Origin of the sequence: Rhodococcus sp. AW25M09, assembly GCF_000333955.1 — a bacterium.
Classification (GTDB): Bacteria; Actinomycetota; Actinomycetes; order Mycobacteriales; family Mycobacteriaceae; genus Rhodococcoides.
Genome location: NZ_CAPS01000109.1, coordinates 39,638 through 57,540, shown reverse-complemented (window position 1 = coordinate 57,540; position 17,903 = coordinate 39,638). Strand labels below are relative to the sequence as shown.

Here is a 17,903-nt window from a genome sequence, read left to right as displayed (position 1 = left end):
GTCAGGCGAACTGGGGTGCCGAGATCTTGTCGATCACGAGCCACCCGCCGTGGTGCTCCGAGGTCTGGAATTCCAGCCCCGTCGAGCGACCGAGCTCGACCAATGCAGCCTCGTCGAACGTGCGGACGTGTCCGTGGCAGGCGGTGGTCGCGGTCTCGAAGGGCACGGCGATGACGACGCGGCAGCGTGCGGTGCGCAAGGCTTCGGCAACGATGCGGGAGCCGGTATCGGCGTCGACGTGTTCGAGAAGATGCAGTGCCGTCACGGTGTCGACGCTGTTGTCCGCAACTGGGACGTCAGTCGCGTCGCAGACCAGAGTGTCGAGAGTGATCCCGAGATGCGGAGCAACGGTAGCGAGCAACCGCATGGTGCCGGCGGACAGGTCCGTGGCAGTGACGGAGTGGCCCTTCATCGCCAGTCGCAGCGGAAAGAAACCGAAGCACGATCCGAGATCGAGTACCGAGCCGACGATCAAGGACTCTGCGCGCTCATGGACGGGAGCGAAATCGGCAGAGCCGGAAACCAGCTCGTCCAATGAGTTTCGGTAGTACGTGGCCCAGGCATCGATCGGATCGGACACAGTGCTGCGGACGATTCCCACCAACACCAACTCGAACTCACGCTGGGAAAGGCCGACGTGGCGGGCTTGGGCAGTAACGATGGGAACGAGACGTTCACCGATCTCGGCCGAGGTGAGCCCGTGGCTTACTTGCACGGTGGATCCTGTTCTCACAGCATCGAACTCGAGTCCGGGTATGCGTCGCACCACGACGTTCTCGTGAGCCCAGACGTCGTCGGGACTCGGTGCGAGTGCGTCAAGTTCGGTCATCTCGATAGCCTTCTGTATTCGGGTGCGCTAAGGCGGTGGTTTCAGGCCGGACTGCAGTGGTGCGATCCCGGCGGTGAGTAGCTCGGCCAAATCCTCGCGGTCATCGGTCAGCCACTGCTCGTATGCCGAGATTGCCACACCGAGGACCATCCAGCCCACCGTTCGCGGAAAGTGGTCTGTGGGATCGGAAGCGCTTCGTGCGGCGACGTATTCGGCGATGACAGCTCGCCATCCCTCGTACATGACCATCGAATAGCTCTGCAGTGCCGGATTGCCCAGAATCAACGCCATCCGCTGCCGGTGAACCGCGGCTTCTTCCTCGGGAAAAGTATTGAACTGCACCAAAGCGGAACGCAATCCATCCGCTAGGCCCATATCTTCGGGAAGGCCGTCGAGATGGATCCTCAGCGCGGCGAGTTGAGACTCGAAGTCACCCCAGGGAACCGCGTTCTTGGACGGGAAGTAGCGGAAGAACGTTCGCCTCGCGATGCCTGCCGCGTCGGCTATGTCGTCGACGCTGGTCTCCTCGAAGCCTTTGGAGGCGAACAATTCGATCCCGATATCGCTCAGTTCGCCCAGCGTCGTGGACGGGCGCCGACCTACCCGACTGGACGGTTTCGCGCTCCTGGCCATATTTTCCTCGCATCTTCTGTCTTTATGCACCCAGTGCCATTATGGTAGTGATCCAAGCCACTGTCGATCTCGAGTGTGGTCCCCATCAATCTCCGGAGGTTTCAGATGTCGAAGAAGAACGAGAACGCTGTGGTCGGCACGGCTGTCGTCGAGTCCGATCTGGTCGAAGAATCGTTGGTCGAGGAAGTATCCATCGACGGCATGTGCGGCGTGTACTGATCATGACTGCTGCAGTGCAGGACGCACTCGATCTGGACGTGCCGTGGGCATTGCATCCGCAGGTGGCGCTGCGTCCCGAATCATTCGGGGCGCTGCTCTACCACTTCGGAACCCGCAAGCTCTCGTTTCTGAAGAACCGCACGATCGTGGCGATCATCGAATCTTTCCCCGATCACCCGGACATGCGCTCCGCGATCACGGCTGCGGGCATCACCGAGTCGGGATCGGCTCCCTATGTGAAAGCACTCGCGACGTTGGCCGACTCGAAGATGATCACGCGCCGCTAAGGACCCTTGACCCTCGAACTTTTTCTGGACAGGACAGCCCCCATGACTTCCACACTCGAAAGACCAGCTCCGGTAGGAAAACTGGTCGATCAATTCGAACTCGGACTCGACGCGCCCATCTGTCTGACGTGGGAGTTGACCTACGCCTGCAATCTCTCGTGCGTGCATTGCCTGTCCTCGTCGGGTCGCCGTGATCCGCGCGAACTCAGTACCGAACAGTGCAAGTCGATCATCGACGAGCTGCAGAAGATGCAGGTGTTCTACGTCAATATCGGCGGCGGTGAGCCGACGGTGCGGTCGGATTTCTGGGAGCTCGTCGACTATGCGACGGCGCATCAGGTAGGTGTGAAGTTCTCCACCAACGGGGTCAAGATCGACAAGAAGGTCGCCGCGCGCCTCGCTGCGTCGGACTACGTCGATGTACAGATCTCCATCGACGGCGCGACCGCGGAGGTCAACGACGCGGTGCGCGGACCCGGTTCGTTCGACATGGCGTGCCGCGCCCTGGAGAACCTGAAGGAAGCGGGATTCCGGGACGCGAAGATCTCGGTCGTCGTCACCCGTCACAATGTCTCGCAGCTCGACGACTTCAAGGCCCTGGCCGACAAATATGCTGCAACGCTGCGCATTACGCGATTACGGCCGTCGGGTCGTGGTGCGGATGTGTGGGACGATCTGCACCCCACGGCGGGTCAACAGCGCGAGCTGTACAACTGGCTCGTCGCCAACGGTGAAGGCGTTCTGACCGGTGACTCGTTCTTCCATCTGTCCGCTTTCGGTGACGCGTTGCCGGGTCTGAACCTGTGCGGTGCCGGACGCGTCGTGTGCTTGATCGACCCGATCGGCGATGTGTACGCGTGCCCGTTCGCCATTCACGAGAACTTCCTTGCCGGCAACATCGTCCGTGACGCAAAAGATGGCATGGGCGGCTTCCAAACGGTGTGGCAAACATCGGAACTGTTCCAGGAGTTGCGCTCACCGCAGACCTCGGGTGCGTGCACCAAGTGTGCGCATTTCGATTCGTGCCGCGGCGGTTGTATGGCGGCGAAATTCTTCACCGGACTGCCCATGGACGGTCCGGATCCCGAATGCGTCATCGGTAACGGTGAAATGGCGTTGGCGGCGGCGGGGGAGATCCCGAAGTCGAGTGTCGACCATTCCCGTACCGGGGAACGGAAGACCCCTCGAAAGTCGGTGCCGCTCACGTTGATGATGCGTCCCCCGGCGAAAATCTGCGACGAGAACCCGCTCGCGGGAATGGAACAGGAAGCACAGTAATGGCCAAGAGTGCGTGGTTCGAGACCGTTGCCGAAGCGCAGCGGCGGGCGAAGAAGCGTCTACCGAAGTCCGTGTACGCCGCCCTGGTGGCGGGCTCGGAGCGTGGTCTGACGATCGATGACAACATGGCGGCGTTCGGCGAACTCGGGTTCGCTCCGCATGTGGCGGGGTTGTCGGACAAACGTGATCTGTCGACGACGGTGATGGGGCAGTCGCTGTCGTTTCCGGTGATGATCTCCCCGACGGGTGTGCAGGCGGTGCATCCGGACGGTGAGGTCGCAGTCGCGAGAGCTGCTGCGGCGCGGGGTATTCCGATCGGCTTGTCGTCGTTCGCCAGCAAGTCCGTCGAAGAGGTAGCGGCGGCGAATCCGCAGACCTTCTTCCAGATGTACTGGGTGGGTTCGCGCGAGGTTCTTCTGCAACGGATGGAGCGGGCCCGCGCAGCGGGGGCAGTCGGGTTGATCATGACCCTGGACTGGTCGTTCTCCAACGGCCGTGATTGGGGCAGCCCGTCGATCCCGGAGAAGATGGACCTCAAGGCGATGGTGCGGTTCGCGCCAGAGGGCATCATGCGGCCGAAGTGGTTGTGGGAGTTCGGCAAGACGGGCAAGATCCCCGATTTGACGACTCCGAACCTGACGCCGCCCACCGGCGGTCCTGCTCCGACGTTCTTCGGTGCGTACGGCGAGTGGATGGGTACCCCGTTGCCGACGTGGGAGGACGTTGCGTGGCTGCGTGAGCAGTGGGGCGGTCCGTTCATGCTCAAGGGCGTCATGCGGGTCGACGACGCGAAGAAGGCAGTCGACGCCGGCGTCACGGCCATCTCCGTGTCCAATCATGGCGGCAACAATCTCGACGGAACTCCGGCTCCGATTCGGGCGTTGCCCGCGATCGCGGAGGCTGTAGGCGATCAAATCGAGATCACCCTCGACGGCGGAATCCGGCGTGGCAGTGATGTGGTGAAGGCGCTGGCACTCGGTGCGCGTGCGGTGCTGATCGGGCGGGCGTATCTGTGGGGTCTGTCGGCGAACGGTCAGGCCGGTGTGGAGAACGTGCTCGACATCCTCCGCGGCGGAGTCGATTCCGCGGTCCTGGGGCTCGGGCACACCTCGGTACACGATCTGTCACCGTCGGATGTGGTGATGCCGGCAGGGTTCGATCGCAGGCTGGGTGTGTGACCGACTGGTTCGAGTCGGTTGCCGAGGCGCAGCGGCGAGCGCGGAAGCGACTTCCCAGGTCGGTGTATTCGGCGCTGGTGGCGGGATCGGAGGAGGGTCTGACCACCCGTGACAACACCGACGCGTTCGCTGAACTCGGGTTCGCTCCGCACGTGGCGGGGCTGTCGGATACGCGTGGGCTGTCGACGACGCTGATGGGGCAACCGCTGTCGTTTCCGGTGATGATCTCCCCGACGGGCGTGCAAGCAGTGCATCCCGATGGGGAGGTCGCCGTCGCGAGGGCGGCAGCGGCCCGTGGCGTATCGATGGGTTTGTCGTTGTTCGCGAGCAAGCCGATCGAGGAGGTCGTCGCGGCGAACCCGCAGACGTTCTTTCAGCTCCATTGGGTCGGTTCGCGAGAATTGTTGCTGCACATGCTCTATCGCGCTGAAGAGGCAGGTGCCGTCGGCCTGATTCTGACGATGGACTGGTCGTTCTCCGAAGGCCGAGACTGGGGGAGTCCGGTGATACCGGAACGCCTCGACGCGCGGGCCATTGTGCGGTTGGCACCGGAAGTGCTGGCCCGTCCGCGGTGGCTCGCGCAGTGGGCTCGGTCGGGTACGTATCCGGATCTGACGGCACCGAATCTCGCCGAGCCCGGAAAATCAGCGCCGACGTTCTTCGCGGCCTACCAGGAGTGGACGTCCACCCCGCTGCCGACGTGGGAGGACATCGCCTGGCTACGCGAGCAGTGGGACGGCCCGTTCATGCTCAAGGGCATTTCGCGGGTCGACGACGCACTGCGGGCCGTCGACGCCGGTGCCACGGCGATCTCGGTGTCCAATCACGGCGGCAACAATCTCGACGGTGCACCGGCGTCGATCCGAGTGTTACCTACCATTGTCGAGGCCGTGGGGGACCAGGTCGAGATCGCCGTCGACGGCGGTATTCGGCGGGGCAGTGACGTGGCGAAAGCGCTCGCACTCGGTGCCCGGGCGGTGCTGATCGGACGAGCATATCTGTGGGGCTTGGCGGCGAACGGTCAGGCCGGGGTCGAGAATGTGCTCGACATCCTGCGCGCCGGCCTGGACTCCGCGGTACTCGGGCTCGGACATTCATCGGTACACACGCTCGGACCGTCGGATGTTGTCGTGCCCGTGGACTTCGCTCGCGCGAATCAGCTCCCCGGTCTGGGATATCCGACGCCGATCGGAGTCCGATACACAGAACCGAGGGGCTGATTCGGTAGGAACAGCACAGTGGTGCCGTCTCAGAGACGGCTGAAACCCTGCAGCATCCCGGTGTACCGCTTGGTCGGAGGGTTTGCGAATTCGCCGCGTTTTCCCGTGCCCAGCCCCAGAGAGATCAGGGACTGCACGAACAGCGTTCCCGCGGCCACACCGTCGACCACCGGTACGCCGATTTCGTCCGAAATATGACTGCACAGATCGGCCATCCCCGCGCATCCGAGGACCACGGCATCGCTGCCGTCCGTCTCGACGGCGACGCGGCACGCCTCGGTGACGATCTTGCGGGCGTCGGGGTCGGTCTCGAGATCCAGTACAGGCAGCTCGCAGGCATGTACGCCGAGGCACTGTCGTCCGAAGCCGTAGTGGTTCGCCAGATCCTGTGCTCGCCCGATGGTGCGTCCGAGCGTGGTGACGACACTGAATCCTCGGCCGAGGAAAGTCGCGGCGTGCATCGCGGCCTCGGCGATACCGATGACCGGCCCCGATGCCAGTTCACGGGCTGCATCGATGCCGGGATCGCCGAAGCAGGCTATGACGTAACCGTCGACGCCTGCGGCCTCGCCGCTGGCGATCTCGGCGAGAATGCCGGGGACACTGAGGGCTTCGTCGACGTGACTTTCGATCGACGCCGGCCCCATGGAGGGACTGACCGCCTCGACGACGGTGCCCGGGCCGATTACGGCCCGGGCACAATCGCCGATCGTTGCGGTCATCGAACTGGTGGTGTTCGGATTGATGACCTTGATGAGCACGTACGAAATCCTATGCTTTCGCTGGAACGTCGAAGTTGGTGACTGCCAGCTTGGTTCGCGTCGCCAGGTAGTAGTACATGACGAATCCGATGCCGCAACCGATGAACCAGCTGTACTTCGACGCCGTCGACATACCAGCGATCTCCATGCCGTCGATGGCCCCGTTGAAGAGCACGGTGAACATGGCTACCACCGCGCCGACGATAGTGGAGTACACCGCTGCCGGGTTGTAGCCCTTTGAGTACCAGTAGAGCCCGGTGGGCGACATCGAGAACAGTTCGTCGACCACGACCTTCTGCTTGCGAACGAGGTAGTAGTCGGCGATGAGGATGCCGAACAACGGCCCGATGAATGCGCCGAGGGTCTCCAGCGTCAGGTGAATGACATCGGGATTGTTGTACAGATTCCACGGCGTGATCAGGATCGAACCGATGGCCGCGATCATGCCACCTGCGCGCCAGCTGATGCGCTGTGGGCTGACGTTGGAGAAGTCGAACGCCGGGGAGATGAAGTTGGCGACGATGTTGATGCCGATGGTGGCGATCGTGAAGGTCAAGGCGCCGAGGACGATGGCGAACGTGCTGTCGATCCGTGCGACGGTTTCGACCGGGTCGGTGATGAGCTCGCCGAACACCGGAAGCGTCAGAGATGCGGTGACGACGACGAGAATCGAGAACACCAAGAAGTTGACCGGCAGGCCGAGGAAGTTGCCCTTCTTCACCGCGGCGTAGGACTTTCCGTAGCGCGAGAAGTCGCCGAAGTTGAGCATCGGACCGGAGAAGTAGGAGACGACCAGCGCGATGGCGCCGAGCATGACCGGGACCGAGCTCCAGCCGGTGTGCTCCACCCCCTGAAGATTGAGATCGATTGCACCCCAACCGGCTTTCCATATCAGGTAGCCGCACAGCATGAACATCACGACGTAGACGGCAGGACCACAGAAGTCGATGAACTTCCGAATGGACTCCATGCCGCGCCAGAACACCGCGGCCTGGACGACCCACAGGAACAGGAAGCTTGCCCAGCCCAGCAGCGAGAGTCCTGCGAAACCGTAGTCGGCGGTGATGGCGTACGGAGCCAGCGACGGGAACAGCTTGATCAGCACGATGTCGAGGGCAGCCGACGCGAGGAACGTCTGAATGCCGTACCAGGCCACTGCGATCAAACCGCGAATGATGGCCGGGATATTGGCTCCGAGAACACCGAACACGCTGCGGCAGATGACCGGATAAGGAACTCCCGACACCTGACTCGGCTTGGCGACGAGGTTACAGAAGAAGTAGACGATCGAGATGCCGACGAGGAGAGCGATCAACACCTGCCAGCTGGCCAACCCGAGCGCGAACAGACTGCCCGCCGTCACGTACCCACCGACCGAGTGCACGTCCGACATCCAGAAGGCGAAAAGGTTGTACGAGGTCCAGGTCTGCTTCTTCAGTGGAGCGAGGTCTTCGTTGGTCAGCCGTGGGTCGTAGCTGTCCTTGATCAGTCCACCACCGACGGGTTGGCCCGCGGCTTCCACGAGATCTCCCGTTTGGACGGGACCGTGCGCTGTATCTGTCATCGATGCTCCTGACGGCATGGCGTATGAGGTGAACGAAGGAGATGAACGAGTGAATGAGGAAAAGTTAGCGGGGAAGTGTTGCGCACTCGTGACGAGAGCGATATATCTTTTGGATCGCTCATCCGGGCTCCACCCGAGTAACTCGCGCGGGCCTATTCCGGCGACGGATCCGCAAGTAATCCGTGATCGTTGGACAGTGTCGAAATGACCGAATTGAGACGCGTGTGATGGTGCTGGGCGGCACGTAGCAAGGCCGCTGAATCTCCGGCGAGGAAAGCGGTGATCATATCGGCGTGATCGCCGTGCAGCGATGCTCTGTCCGACCCGTCGACATGCACCATCGGCTGCACTGGTTCGGTTATGTTCCAGGCTGATTCGAGCATGTGCAGTAGCCGATGCATGCGCGACGGACGGGTCAGAGACAGGTGGAATTCGCGGGAGAGGCGATGGTATTCCCGCGAGTCGTCCTGCGTCAGCGACGCCTCGAGCTGTCGATTCACCTCGATGAGATGTGCTCGGTCGGCGTCGGTGGCGAGCTCGACCGCCACCGGTAGTGCTGCTGTCTCGAGAACCTCTCGCACGATGTACATTTCGCGAAGTTCAGCTGCGGTCAGCTGCGCAACCGTGTACCCCAGATTCGGACGATGGTCGACCAAACCCTCGCCGATCAGAGTCTTGAGCGATTCGCGCACCGGTATTCTGCTCACTCCGAACAGTTCCGCCACTTCGTTGAGCGGAATAGGTGTATTCGGCGGAGCGTCGCCGGCGAGAATTACTCGTCGTAGTTCTTGCAGAATCGAGGGCTGCGGGCCACCCGGTGCCGATATCGACAATTGAGAGAGCAATATCGACCGACGGCGGGGTGGCACGAAGGGAACATTAGTGACCCTGTGTTTCATCGGCGTGACGACCCGGTTCCATCCGATAGCATCAGCATCCATGGCCACGGACCCACTCGGCACTCAGTTCTGGCCACGCGTCGACGGTTCGAGAATTCTGGTGGTCCCGGTCGGTTCGATCGAACAGCACGGGCCGCATCTTCCGCTCGATACCGACACCCGCATCGCCGACGCGGTGGCGCACACCATTCCGGATGCGCTGGTGGGTCCCGCGATCGCGTACGGAGCCAGTGGCGAACACGAGGGCTTTCCCGGCACTGTCTCGATCGGAACCGCTGCGCTCGAAGCGGTGCTGGTGGAGTACGGGCGCTCCGCGTGCCGATGGTCGGACCGAGTGGTGTTCGTCAACGGGCACGGCGGCAACGGACCCGCCGTGCGTTCGGCAGTGCTGCTGCTGCGCTACGAGGGCCGCGACGTCGTCTGGTTCCCGTGCGCGGTGCCGGGAGCAGATGCTCACGCCGGGCGTACCGAAACGTCGATGCTGCTGCACGTTTCGCCCGAGGTGGTGGATATGACGAAGGCGGAGGTGGGAAATGTGACCGACATCGCGTCGTTGCTCCCTGCGCTCCGCGGCGGCGGCTTGGCACCGATCACCGCCAACGGTGTGCTCGGCGACCCCACCGGGGCCGATTCGGAGGAGGGGCGTCGGGTGTTCGAGCAACTGTGCACCCGCGCGGCCGATGCGGTGCAGAGATGGAGTCCCTCCGAGCACGGAGTGATCTCGTGACCGAGCGTGGAAATACGCCTGGTGAGAGCCCGATCGTCGAGTCCGCAGAAACAGGGGGCAGGTATGTTCCGCCCGATTTCTCGGGTGGTCGACACTTCGGCGTGTTGTCCGCTTACGATCTCCTGATGGGTGAAGGTCGATTGCCTGATGGCTTCGGGGTGCGAGTCGATCCACGCGTACGTACTTACTCCGAAGGGCGCGTCCTGATCGGTGGCTCACCGACACGAATGCTCAAGCTCGCACCGACGGCCGCCGCGATGATCGGCGACGGTTTCATCGAAGTGACCGACTCACAATCCGCTCTGGTGGCACGCAAACTGCTCGACTCGGGCGTCGGTAACCCACGCCCGATGTCCATTCCGTCGCCGTCCGACGTCACGGTCGTCGTGCCGCTCAAGAACAACGAGGCAGGGCTCGCACGCCTGATCACTGCGCTTCACGGCCTGCACGTCATCATCATCGACGACGGGTCCGACGTTCCGGTCGCAGTGCCACGGATCTCGTGGAGTGTGGGCAGTGTGACGGTATTGCGGCACGAGCGCTCGCGCGGTCCCGCAGCAGCGCGAAACACGGGATTGCGATGCGCTACAACAGACTTTGTCGCTTTTCTTGATTCGGACGTCGTTCCGCGCAAGGGATGGCTCGAAGTGATGCTCGGGCACTTCTCGGATCCGGCCGTCGCCTTGGTTGCACCCAGAATCGTCGCTCTCGAACCCGAGGGCAGTGCACTCGCCCGATACGAACACGCCCGCTCGTCCCTGGATCTCGGGCGCAAGGAGGCGGCTGTGCGAGCAGGCAGTGCGGTGTCCTACGTGCCCAGCGCCGCGATGTTGATGCGCCGATCGGTGGCACTGGATTGCGACGGGTTCGACGAGTCGATGCACGTGGCCGAGGATGTCGACCTGTGCTGGCGGCTGCAGGAGGCCGGCTGGCGGTTGCGGTACGAACCCGTCGCCCACGTCGCGCACGAGCATCGCGTCACGTTCGTCGAGTGGTTCGCACGCAAGCTGTTCTACGGGACCGGAGCAACACCGTTGTCCGCTCGCCATCCGGGAATGGTGCCGCCGATCGCGATGTCTCCGTGGACGCTGGTGGCTTGCCTGATGGCAGCGAGCCTGACGCGGCTCGGACTCCTCGGTGCAGCCGCAACACTGTCCGTCACGATAGTTCGCCTGCGCAAGATGTTCGTCGGTCTGGATCAGCCCACGCGGATCGCGGCCATTCTCGCCGCCGAGGGTTTCGTTGCGGGGCTGTGGCAGCTGGCCTCGGCGCTGTGTCGACACTATTGGCCGATCACGTTGCTTGCGGTGCTGCTGTCCAGTCGAATCCGAAAGATCGCGCTGGGATTAGCTGTGGCAGAAGCATTTTCGGATTGGTACAAGCATCGCGAACTCGGTGGACTCGATCCCGTGCGCTACGCCTTCTTCAAGCGAGCCGACGACATCGCCTACGGCGCCGGCTTGTGGACAGGTGCCCTGTCCGCGCGAAGCATCGACGCGCTCAAACCCCGCCTGGATGGTTGACGGGGTGCGAGCCCTTCTCGCATCGCGGACGGCGTGAAGCCGATCGAGTTCGCCGACGTCGTCGTCGTCGGAGGTGGCTCGTGCGGAAGTGTGGTGGCCGCACGTCTGAGCGAGAATCCAGATCGTTCGGTGTTGCTCCTCGAGGCGGGCCCCACTTTCTCCGGTGTCGCCGATGTCCCGGCCGCGTTGGTCGATGCGTCGATGCTGCCCGTAGGACCCGGCAGTGAATGGGTGGGAACGTACGGTGCCGAACTCGCCCCTGGCATCGGCCGGACGATCGCCCGGGGTCGAGTGCTGGGCGGTTCCGGTGCAGTGAACGGCGGCTACTTCGTCCGCGCCACTCCCGGCGACTTCGACGCCTGGCCGCAGTCGGTGTGGTCCTTCGATCAGGTGCTGCCGTACTACGTCCGATCCGAAACCGACATCGATGGTTGCGGGTCGAGCCAGTGGCACGGGTCGCGCGGGCCGATGCCGGTGGCGCGCACCCCCGAGAACGCTCGGCATCCGCTGACCGCGGCATTCGTGGACTCTGCGGTGCGCGCCGGATTTCGGATGTACGAGGACATGAACGCTCCCGACGCGGCCTCAGGGGGAGTGGGAGCCGTGCCGCTGAACATTCGCAACGGGACCCGGGTAAGCGCAGCCCTCGCATATCTTTTGCCGATCACCGGTCGAAATAACTTACGCGTGCAGGGAAATACGACGGTGGCATCGTTGATGTTCAAGGGCACCAGGGTGATCGGCGTCGAGATGATCGTCGACGGGGTGCGCAGAATCGTGAGGTCCGACACCGTGATTCTGTCGGCCGGAGCCGTGCACACCCCGGCAGTGCTGCTTCGATCCGGCATCGGGTGTGCTGACGACGCTGTGGCGCTGGGGATCTCGGTGACAGTCGACAGTCCGGGAGTGGGTCATGGCTTCAGCGACCATCCTGAGATTACTGTTCCCGTCGCAACTGGCAACGATCCTTCCGCGACCTCGCCTGCGTTGGAGGCGGTACTGCATGCCGGCGATGTGGAGATCAGGCCGTACACCCGAAGGTTCGACCAACTCATCCACGGTCTCCCTCGTGGACCGCATGTGGTGGGCGTCGGCCTCATGCGATCGGCGGGTCGCGGGAGTATTGCGTTGCGCAGCACGGACCCCTTCGAGGCACCCGAGGTGAGGTATCGCTATCTCGAATCGGAGGGCGACCGGCGGGCGATGCGAGAGGGCGTCGAACTCACGCGAGAATTGCTGGCGTCGGCGCGCCTGTCCGGCGAGGTTGCAGCCCCGGGAACCGACGATCCGCTCTCAGCGCTCGGTACGTCACTGCACCTGTCCAGCAGCGCCAAGATGGGCCCGGAATCCGATCCGGTGTCGGTGCTCGACGATCATTGCCGCGTGCGCGGCGTCGAGGGGCTGCTCGTGATCGATACCTCGGCGTTTCCGGTGGTGCCCAGTCGTGGACCGCATGCGACGGCGATCATGTTCGCCGAGCGCGCCGTAGCGCTCATGGGAGTGGAGCCTGCGGAATGACCCGTGTGTTCGGAGTGGAGCCTGCGGAATGACCCGTGTGTTCGGAGTGGAGCCTGCGGAATGACCCGTGTGTTCGGAGTGGAGCCTGCGGAATGACCCGTGTGTTCGGAGTGGAGCCTGCGGAATGACCCGTGTGTTCGGAGTGGAGCCTGCGGAACGACCCTTTGCGGTTGCTGACCACGCCGGGCCTGCGGAGGCGTAGCGTTCGTGGTCTGGGGACCGTTCAGGTTCCCCAATAGATGGGTTACTGCCATGTCGGACAAATCGCCCCGCAACACGATGACCAAGAAATCCGGCAAATCTCTCAAGGACAAGCGCGCTGACAAGCGGGCCAAGTCCAGTGGTGACACCAGCAACGACATCATCACCTCGGCCGTCAAGAAGAAGTAGGGCCGGAAGCCGACGCGACCGGGCCTGCCGCTCGTGTCGGCCACGGCTGTATCCTTGTTTGTGAGCTGGGTTACAGCACTGTGGACGGGTCACGGAGGAAGTGTCGAATGGCAAGCCGATCGAACAGTGGCGGAAACCCCTGGGTCGCAGTGCGACCCGGTGAGGACGTCGCTGTGCTCGCGCGCCAAATGTCCACTGCCCATCAATCTTTCGTCGACGACATCCGTACTCACGGCTCGACGGTCAGGTCCGTCGTGCTCGACTCGTGGATGCGCAGTCGCATCAAGGGCGTCGATCCCGACGGTGGTAACAACACGCCGACGCTGACCGGGCCCGACCTCGAGCGCTACCGCAACGGTCATCCGATGGCCATCATCCGCCCGGTCATTCGTAAGTTGCTGGTCGAGGACGCGTCCGATACCGGATTGCTCGTCGCGATCTCCGATGCGGAGGGGCGACTGCTGTGGGTCGAGGGCGACTCCGCGGCGAAGGATCGAGCCGTTGCGATGGAGTTCGCCGAAGGGGTCGACTGGAGCGAGGAGAGCAAAGGCACCAATGCCCCCGGTACCGCGCTTGCGGTCGATCACAGTGTGCAGATCTTCGCGTCCGAGCACTTTTCTCGGTCGGTGCACGAGTGGAGTTGCTCTGCTGCTCCGGTTCACCACCCCACCAGCGGTCACATTCTGGGAGCCATCGACATCACCGGCGGCCCCCGAGTGGCGGTCCCCGAGGTGCTGTCGCTGGTACGCGCGACTGTCGCCGCTGCCGAATCCGAGTTGCGCCTACACCTGATGAACTCGCCGAAATCATTGGGCGACATGGCTCCTCGGCTCGAGGTCCTCGGATCGGGACGGCCGGGAGTGGTTCGTGGATCCGGCCGGATACCGCTCTCTCAGCGGCACGCCGAGATTCTGCTGCTCCTGGGCGAGCACCCCGAAGGGCTCAGTTCGGACCACCTCGCGGTGCTCCTGGACGAGCAAGAACTCGACTCCGTGACCATCCGCGCCGAGATGTCGAGACTGCGCAAGACCTTCGGTACTGCCGGCCTGGCGTCGCGGCCCTACCGTCTGGTCGGCGAGTTGTCCTCCGATGTCGGCGATATCCGACGCGCCCTGGATCGCGGCGACGTCGACGCTGCTCTGCGTATCTACTCCGGCCCGGTGCTCCCGGGGTCGTCCGCTCCCGGTATCGAGGAAATTCGCGAGGAGTTGCGGGTGCGGATGCAGGCCGCACTGATGAGGGCGGGCGATCCGGTGCTGCTGGCTCGCTGGACCGCGTCGGTGCACGGCCGCGAGGATGCGACGGCATGGACCGCCTATCTGTCTTCGCTGGATCCGGCCACCGCGCTGTATTCGCAAGTCGAGGCTCGTCTGGACATGCTCGGTCAGTGAACGGTGTCACCGCCTGGTCGACTGCGGTGAATGGAGTTGTCGAGCCACTGGGCCAGGCGTGGGACAACGGCCTCCAGGTTCGGTTCGACCTCGGTGTCGAGCATGTCCGATGCGAGCTGGCGTACGGCGTAGACGATGCCGACGAGGGCATCGATGGAGAGATCCGGATCGAGATCGGGGTCGTCCTGCGCGTGTCGTCGTAGTTCGGCGTGAAGCAGTTCGGCCACTCCGCGCAGGGCGGTTCGTCGCCTTACACGGGTGAGGGATCCGGCTGAATCCATCTCCACCTGAAAGGCTCTCGCGACGACGAGGTCCGACTGTAGGGCGGAGAAGTACGTCGACAGAACTCGAAACACATCCTGCGTCGATCGGTGAACGAGGTGGCTCATCATCCGGTCGACGAGTACCGATATGAACCGGCCGTATGCGGCCTCGGCGCAGGACTCCTTCGAGTCGAAGCAGTCGTAGAACGCAGATCTCGACACACTCGAGCGTTCTACGATCTCGCGCACCCCGGCATCGGAATATCCGTTCGCCGCCACCAGTTCGGTGAACGAGATCATCAGTCGTTCGCGGTGCGTGGTGAGTACTTCCTCGCGTGAGAGGCGGTGGGGCCCGCGCGGAAGTTTCGGTGGCGTTGTGAAGAAGATTCCCTCGGTGATGCGCGGTACATCCGATTCGTCCGAAGTGGTGTCCATTTCCGTCTTCCCGTTGTAAAGTACGCACTCGTACTTTACAACGTTCGATCATGGGGGAGAGCATGAGGCACAGGTTTCGGCGTGCTGGGTCGTTGGCAATGGCGGGGTGCGTGGCGGCCGCGGGCGTACTGATGGGGACGGGGCATGCCGGCGCGGACCCTGCGGCCGACTTCTCGAGCGACGACATGATGGAGACGGTTCGAGACCTGACGGAGATCGCACCGCGGGCGACCGGTTCGCCGGGAGGGCTCGAGGCCGCGGAATACGTAGCAGATCGCTACCGCCGTGCCGGCCTGTCGGACGTGCACTTCGAGGAAGTGACGTCCTACGACTGGACGGCCTCCGGTGCCGCCCTCGCCGTCGGTGATTCTGCGATCGACGCAGCACCCGTTGCGCATTCGTTCATTCCCGCCGACGCCGGTCCCGGATACCGCACGACAGGAACCGACGGACTGACCGCTCCGGTAGTGGACATCGGCACGGGTTCGGTCGAGGGTGTCGACGTACGCGGGAAGATCGTGCTGTTCGACCTCGACTTCATTCTGCCGGTGTTTGGGTTGCTTCCTTTCGCGGAAGCGATCCACGACCCCGACAACGATCGCTTCGATCCCGAGTTGCTGTTCGGTGCCAATCCCTATGTCACCTCCCTCGAATCCACGGTGCGCGCTGCTCAGGCCGCAGGCGCAGTGGGCTTCGTGGGTGTGCTGGCCGAGTACTTCGACTCGAACCGCTACCACAACGAGTACTACCGCCGACTCGCGATGACGATCCCCGGCATGTGGGTGACCCGAAACGAAGGCGCACGGGTTCGAGATCTGTTGCCGCAGAACGCCGGAAACATCCGCATCGACCTCACCGTCGATCGCCGACCCGTGACGGCACGGACCGTGGTCGGAATGCTCCCGGGCCGGTCGGCGGATACCGTCATGATTCAGTCCCACCACGACTCGGTCGGAACGGGAGCGGTGGAAGACGCCAGCGGCACCGCAGAGGTCATCGCTCTCGCCGACCACTACGGCGCCGAGGCGCAGCGTCCCGGTGCGTCGCTGCGCGAAAAGAGCCTGATGTTCGTCACCTTCGATACCCACTTCACCGGATATCAAAGTCATATGGCGTTCGTGAAGAAGTACATCCAGGACCGCGCGACACCGTGGAACATCGTGGCCAACGCGACCATCGAGCACGTCGGAAAACATGCGCGTATCGCGGAAGACGGGAAACTCATCACCCTCGACCGTCCGGAACCGAAGGGCATTTTCGAGAACCTCAACCTCGGGATGAAGTTCGAGATGGCAGAGACGCTGCGTCGCAACGATGTCCGCGGTACGACGTTGCTCAACGCCACGATTCCGCAAGCACTGGGGGGAATCCCCACCGATGCGTCCTTCGTGCTCGTGGCAGGTGTGCCGACGGTGAGCCTGATCGCGGGACCGCTGTACATGTACGACGACGCGGACACGATCGACAAGGTCGACACCACACAACTGGTTCCCGTCGCGCAGTTCTACCGCGATGTCGTCGACCGGCTCGACTTCGAACCGTCTGCCGGGATCGGACTCCTCCCCGGACCGATCCGGTGATCCGCCGAACTGCGCTGATCGGTTCGCTGATCACGATGAGCATGCTCGTCTGTCCCGTCGCTTCCGCCGAGCGCGCGACCGGTCCGGTGATCGTCTCGGAGAAGACGGTCGCCGACGGTCCGGTAGCTCATCCCAACGCCGCGCGGACGGTCGTCTTCCGGCACACCTCGCACGGTGTGGACGGGTCGGCGGTGGAGATGTCCGGGTCGTATCTGCTTCCGCGAACACCGCCACCGCCGGGTGGGTGGCCGATTGCGGTCTTCTCGCACATGACCGTCGGCGGAGCCGACAAGTGTGCGCCGTCCTCGATGGTCGCCGGGCACCCGGAGATCGTCCGAGCCAACTCCGGTGACGCGATAGTCGCCCGCATGCTGGACGCAGGCTTCGTCGTTGTGCGGCCGGATTACGAAGGGATCGGTACACCGGGTCCGCACCCATATCTCATGGGTGCCTCGCTCGCCCGCGCAGTCATCGACGGCGCGCTGGCAGTGCACGCGAGGGAGGCCAGTGTGGGGTCGGACGTGGTCCTCGTCGGCCATTCCGAAGGAGCCGTGGCATCGCTCTTCGCGGCTGCGTCCGATCCTGCAGAGTGGGGCCCGCTGAGACTGCGCGGGGTAGCGGCGGTCACCCCGCCGACGGAGATGCGGGCTGTGCTCGAACTCTTCTCAGTGGTACCGGTGGCAGCACCGGGGATCGGAGACGTCGTCGGACTTGCCGCGCTACTGACCGTCGGTGCGAGCGCCGTGGACCCGGACTTCGCCCGGATCGTGGCCGAGGGAGGGCTCTCGCCCGCTGCGACAGCGCTACTGTCCGAGGTCGAGTCGCGATGCTTCGGTGAATTGTCTTCACCGGACTCTTTCGGTGGCCTCGCGCCCTCCGAGCTCGTCGGTGCCCACGGCAGGGTTGCGTTGGACATGCTCGCAGACATCGCCGACGCCAACGACGTTCGCCACCTCCGTATCGATCCCTCGATCCCGATTCGCATCGACGCGGGTTGGCTTGATCCGGTGGTTCCGGTACCGCTGGCTTCGGGGCTTGCGGACACCTATCGGGCCGCGGGAAACGACGTGACGTTCGCGGTGCACGCCGGTGGACACACTGCTGTGCCGACATCGCCGGAGGCCGCGGCAGCCATCTCGACCTGGTTGATCGCCGCGGTTTCATCCTCCGGGTGAGTGGCGATCAAGACGCAACGTAGTTGCAACCCT

Annotated in this window: 18 protein-coding genes; 12 read left to right on the top strand and 6 right to left on the bottom strand. The window is 63.6% G+C overall.

The features are described from left to right. Nucleotide 1: 1 nt before the first annotated feature. Both mftM and mftR read right to left on the bottom strand, forming a co-directional pair. Nucleotides 2-829, bottom strand: coding sequence for a mycofactocin oligosaccharide methyltransferase MftM (gene mftM / locus RHODMAR_RS20620; protein ID WP_008718425.1), 828 nt, complete (start codon nucleotides 827-829; stop codon nucleotides 2-4). Between the two features lie 27 nt (nucleotides 830-856). Beyond that, the gene (mftR, locus tag RHODMAR_RS20615; protein ID WP_008718424.1) at nucleotides 857-1,462 is read right to left on the bottom strand and encodes a mycofactocin system transcriptional regulator; all 606 of its coding nucleotides are present in this window, start codon (nucleotides 1,460-1,462) and stop codon (nucleotides 857-859) included. A 105-nt stretch (nucleotides 1,463-1,567) separates the two neighbouring features. On the opposite strand from mftR, the gene mftA reads away from it, so the two are divergent. From mftA to mftD (RHODMAR_RS20595), 5 genes are read left to right on the top strand one after another with little or no spacing between them, the layout of a single operon-like run. Then, nucleotides 1,568-1,681, top strand: a complete 114-nt coding sequence (gene mftA / locus RHODMAR_RS27705; RefSeq protein WP_080730438.1) for a mycofactocin precursor MftA — start codon at nucleotides 1,568-1,570, stop codon at nucleotides 1,679-1,681. Nucleotides 1,682-1,683: 2 nt separating this feature from the next. Further along, nucleotides 1,684-1,968 (top strand): mycofactocin biosynthesis chaperone MftB, encoded by a 285-nt coding sequence (gene mftB / locus RHODMAR_RS20610; protein WP_008718423.1) that lies wholly within the window; start codon nucleotides 1,684-1,686, stop codon nucleotides 1,966-1,968. Nucleotides 1,969-2,010: 42 nt separating this feature from the next. Next, complete coding sequence (gene mftC, locus RHODMAR_RS20605) at nucleotides 2,011-3,246, top strand: mycofactocin radical SAM maturase (protein ID WP_042939984.1); 1,236 nt, start codon at nucleotides 2,011-2,013, stop codon at nucleotides 3,244-3,246. Beyond that, nucleotides 3,246-4,424 (top strand): pre-mycofactocin synthase MftD, encoded by a 1,179-nt coding sequence (gene mftD / locus RHODMAR_RS20600; protein WP_008718421.1) that lies wholly within the window; start codon nucleotides 3,246-3,248, stop codon nucleotides 4,422-4,424. Before mftC ends, mftD (RHODMAR_RS20600) begins: the two co-directional genes overlap by 1 nt. Then, nucleotides 4,421-5,644 carry a pre-mycofactocin synthase MftD gene (gene mftD, locus RHODMAR_RS20595; RefSeq protein ID WP_008718420.1) on the top strand — a complete coding sequence of 408 codons (1,224 nt, stop codon included), beginning with the start codon at nucleotides 4,421-4,423 and terminating at the stop codon, nucleotides 5,642-5,644. Before mftD (RHODMAR_RS20600) ends, mftD (RHODMAR_RS20595) begins: the two co-directional genes overlap by 4 nt. A gap of 29 nt (nucleotides 5,645-5,673) precedes the next feature. Here mftD (RHODMAR_RS20595) and RHODMAR_RS20590 read toward each other — a convergent pair whose 3' ends face one another. The 3 genes from RHODMAR_RS20590 to RHODMAR_RS20580 all read right to left on the bottom strand — a co-directional run bounded on the left by RHODMAR_RS20590 (nucleotide 5,674) and on the right by RHODMAR_RS20580 (nucleotide 8,838). Then, nucleotides 5,674-6,405, bottom strand: coding sequence for an aspartate/glutamate racemase family protein (locus tag RHODMAR_RS20590; protein WP_008718419.1), 732 nt, complete (start codon nucleotides 6,403-6,405; stop codon nucleotides 5,674-5,676). Nucleotides 6,406-6,415: 10 nt separating this feature from the next. Continuing rightward, nucleotides 6,416-7,969, bottom strand: coding sequence for an NCS1 family nucleobase:cation symporter-1 (locus RHODMAR_RS20585; RefSeq protein ID WP_008718418.1), 1,554 nt, complete (start codon nucleotides 7,967-7,969; stop codon nucleotides 6,416-6,418). Between the two features lie 152 nt (nucleotides 7,970-8,121). After that, nucleotides 8,122-8,838: a GntR family transcriptional regulator gene (locus RHODMAR_RS20580; protein WP_042939983.1), complete on the bottom strand. Its 717-nt coding sequence runs from the start codon at nucleotides 8,836-8,838 to the stop codon at nucleotides 8,122-8,124. A gap of 70 nt (nucleotides 8,839-8,908) precedes the next feature. Between RHODMAR_RS20580 and mftE the strand changes: the two genes are divergently transcribed. From mftE to RHODMAR_RS20560, 5 genes are all read left to right on the top strand, one after another. Continuing rightward, nucleotides 8,909-9,595 (top strand): mycofactocin biosynthesis peptidyl-dipeptidase MftE, encoded by a 687-nt coding sequence (gene mftE, locus RHODMAR_RS20575; protein WP_042939999.1) that lies wholly within the window; start codon nucleotides 8,909-8,911, stop codon nucleotides 9,593-9,595. A 125-nt stretch (nucleotides 9,596-9,720) separates the two neighbouring features. Further along, on the top strand, nucleotides 9,721-11,118 hold the full coding sequence (gene mftF, locus RHODMAR_RS20570) for a mycofactocin biosynthesis glycosyltransferase MftF (protein WP_042939998.1): 1,398 nt from the start codon (nucleotides 9,721-9,723) through the stop codon (nucleotides 11,116-11,118). Between the two features lie 33 nt (nucleotides 11,119-11,151). Then, nucleotides 11,152-12,636, top strand: coding sequence for a mycofactocin dehydrogenase MftG (gene mftG, locus RHODMAR_RS20565; protein ID WP_232433731.1), 1,485 nt, complete (start codon nucleotides 11,152-11,154; stop codon nucleotides 12,634-12,636). A gap of 252 nt (nucleotides 12,637-12,888) precedes the next feature. After that, nucleotides 12,889-13,026 (top strand): hypothetical protein, encoded by a 138-nt coding sequence (locus RHODMAR_RS28740; protein ID WP_167326762.1) that lies wholly within the window; start codon nucleotides 12,889-12,891, stop codon nucleotides 13,024-13,026. A 107-nt stretch (nucleotides 13,027-13,133) separates the two neighbouring features. After that, the gene (locus tag RHODMAR_RS20560) at nucleotides 13,134-14,417 is read left to right on the top strand and encodes a transcriptional regulator (RefSeq protein ID WP_008718412.1); all 1,284 of its coding nucleotides are present in this window, start codon (nucleotides 13,134-13,136) and stop codon (nucleotides 14,415-14,417) included. Here RHODMAR_RS20560 and RHODMAR_RS20555 read toward each other — a convergent pair. Beyond that, complete coding sequence (locus tag RHODMAR_RS20555; protein WP_008718410.1) at nucleotides 14,411-15,115, bottom strand: TetR/AcrR family transcriptional regulator; 705 nt, start codon at nucleotides 15,113-15,115, stop codon at nucleotides 14,411-14,413. The genes RHODMAR_RS20560 and RHODMAR_RS20555 overlap by 7 nt on opposite strands. Before the next feature lie 62 nt (nucleotides 15,116-15,177). On the opposite strand from RHODMAR_RS20555, the gene RHODMAR_RS20550 reads away from it, so the two are divergent. Next, the gene (locus tag RHODMAR_RS20550) at nucleotides 15,178-16,695 is read left to right on the top strand and encodes a M28 family peptidase (RefSeq protein ID WP_157226157.1); all 1,518 of its coding nucleotides are present in this window, start codon (nucleotides 15,178-15,180) and stop codon (nucleotides 16,693-16,695) included. After that, on the top strand, nucleotides 16,692-17,870 hold the full coding sequence (locus tag RHODMAR_RS20545) for a lipase family protein (protein WP_008718407.1): 1,179 nt from the start codon (nucleotides 16,692-16,694) through the stop codon (nucleotides 17,868-17,870). The genes RHODMAR_RS20550 and RHODMAR_RS20545 overlap by 4 nt, the downstream gene beginning before the upstream one ends. Nucleotides 17,871-17,903 lie beyond the last annotated feature (33 nt).

Excerpts from the sequence above, each read along its gene's own strand:
- mftE (WP_042939999.1), top strand. The coding sequence starts at position 8,909 with ATGGCCACGGACCCACTCGGCACTCAGTTCTGGCCACGCGTCGACGGT.
- mftB (WP_008718423.1), top strand. The coding sequence starts at position 1,684 with ATGACTGCTGCAGTGCAGGACGCACTCGATCTGGACGTGCCGTGGGCA.
- RHODMAR_RS20585 (WP_008718418.1), bottom strand. The coding sequence starts at position 7,969 with ATGACAGATACAGCGCACGGTCCCGTCCAAACGGGAGATCTCGTGGAA.
- RHODMAR_RS20550 (WP_157226157.1), top strand. The coding sequence starts at position 15,178 with ATGAGGCACAGGTTTCGGCGTGCTGGGTCGTTGGCAATGGCGGGGTGC.
- mftC (WP_042939984.1), top strand. The coding sequence starts at position 2,011 with ATGACTTCCACACTCGAAAGACCAGCTCCGGTAGGAAAACTGGTCGAT.
- mftA (WP_080730438.1), top strand. The coding sequence starts at position 1,568 with ATGTCGAAGAAGAACGAGAACGCTGTGGTCGGCACGGCTGTCGTCGAG.
- RHODMAR_RS20560 (WP_008718412.1), top strand. The coding sequence starts at position 13,134 with ATGGCAAGCCGATCGAACAGTGGCGGAAACCCCTGGGTCGCAGTGCGA.
- mftM (WP_008718425.1), bottom strand. The coding sequence starts at position 829 with ATGACCGAACTTGACGCACTCGCACCGAGTCCCGACGACGTCTGGGCT.
- RHODMAR_RS28740 (WP_167326762.1), top strand. The coding sequence starts at position 12,889 with ATGTCGGACAAATCGCCCCGCAACACGATGACCAAGAAATCCGGCAAA.
- RHODMAR_RS20555 (WP_008718410.1), bottom strand. The coding sequence starts at position 15,115 with ATGGACACCACTTCGGACGAATCGGATGTACCGCGCATCACCGAGGGA.
- mftD (WP_008718421.1), top strand. The coding sequence starts at position 3,246 with ATGGCCAAGAGTGCGTGGTTCGAGACCGTTGCCGAAGCGCAGCGGCGG.
- mftR (WP_008718424.1), bottom strand. The coding sequence starts at position 1,462 with ATGGCCAGGAGCGCGAAACCGTCCAGTCGGGTAGGTCGGCGCCCGTCC.
- mftF (WP_042939998.1), top strand. The coding sequence starts at position 9,721 with ATGGGTGAAGGTCGATTGCCTGATGGCTTCGGGGTGCGAGTCGATCCA.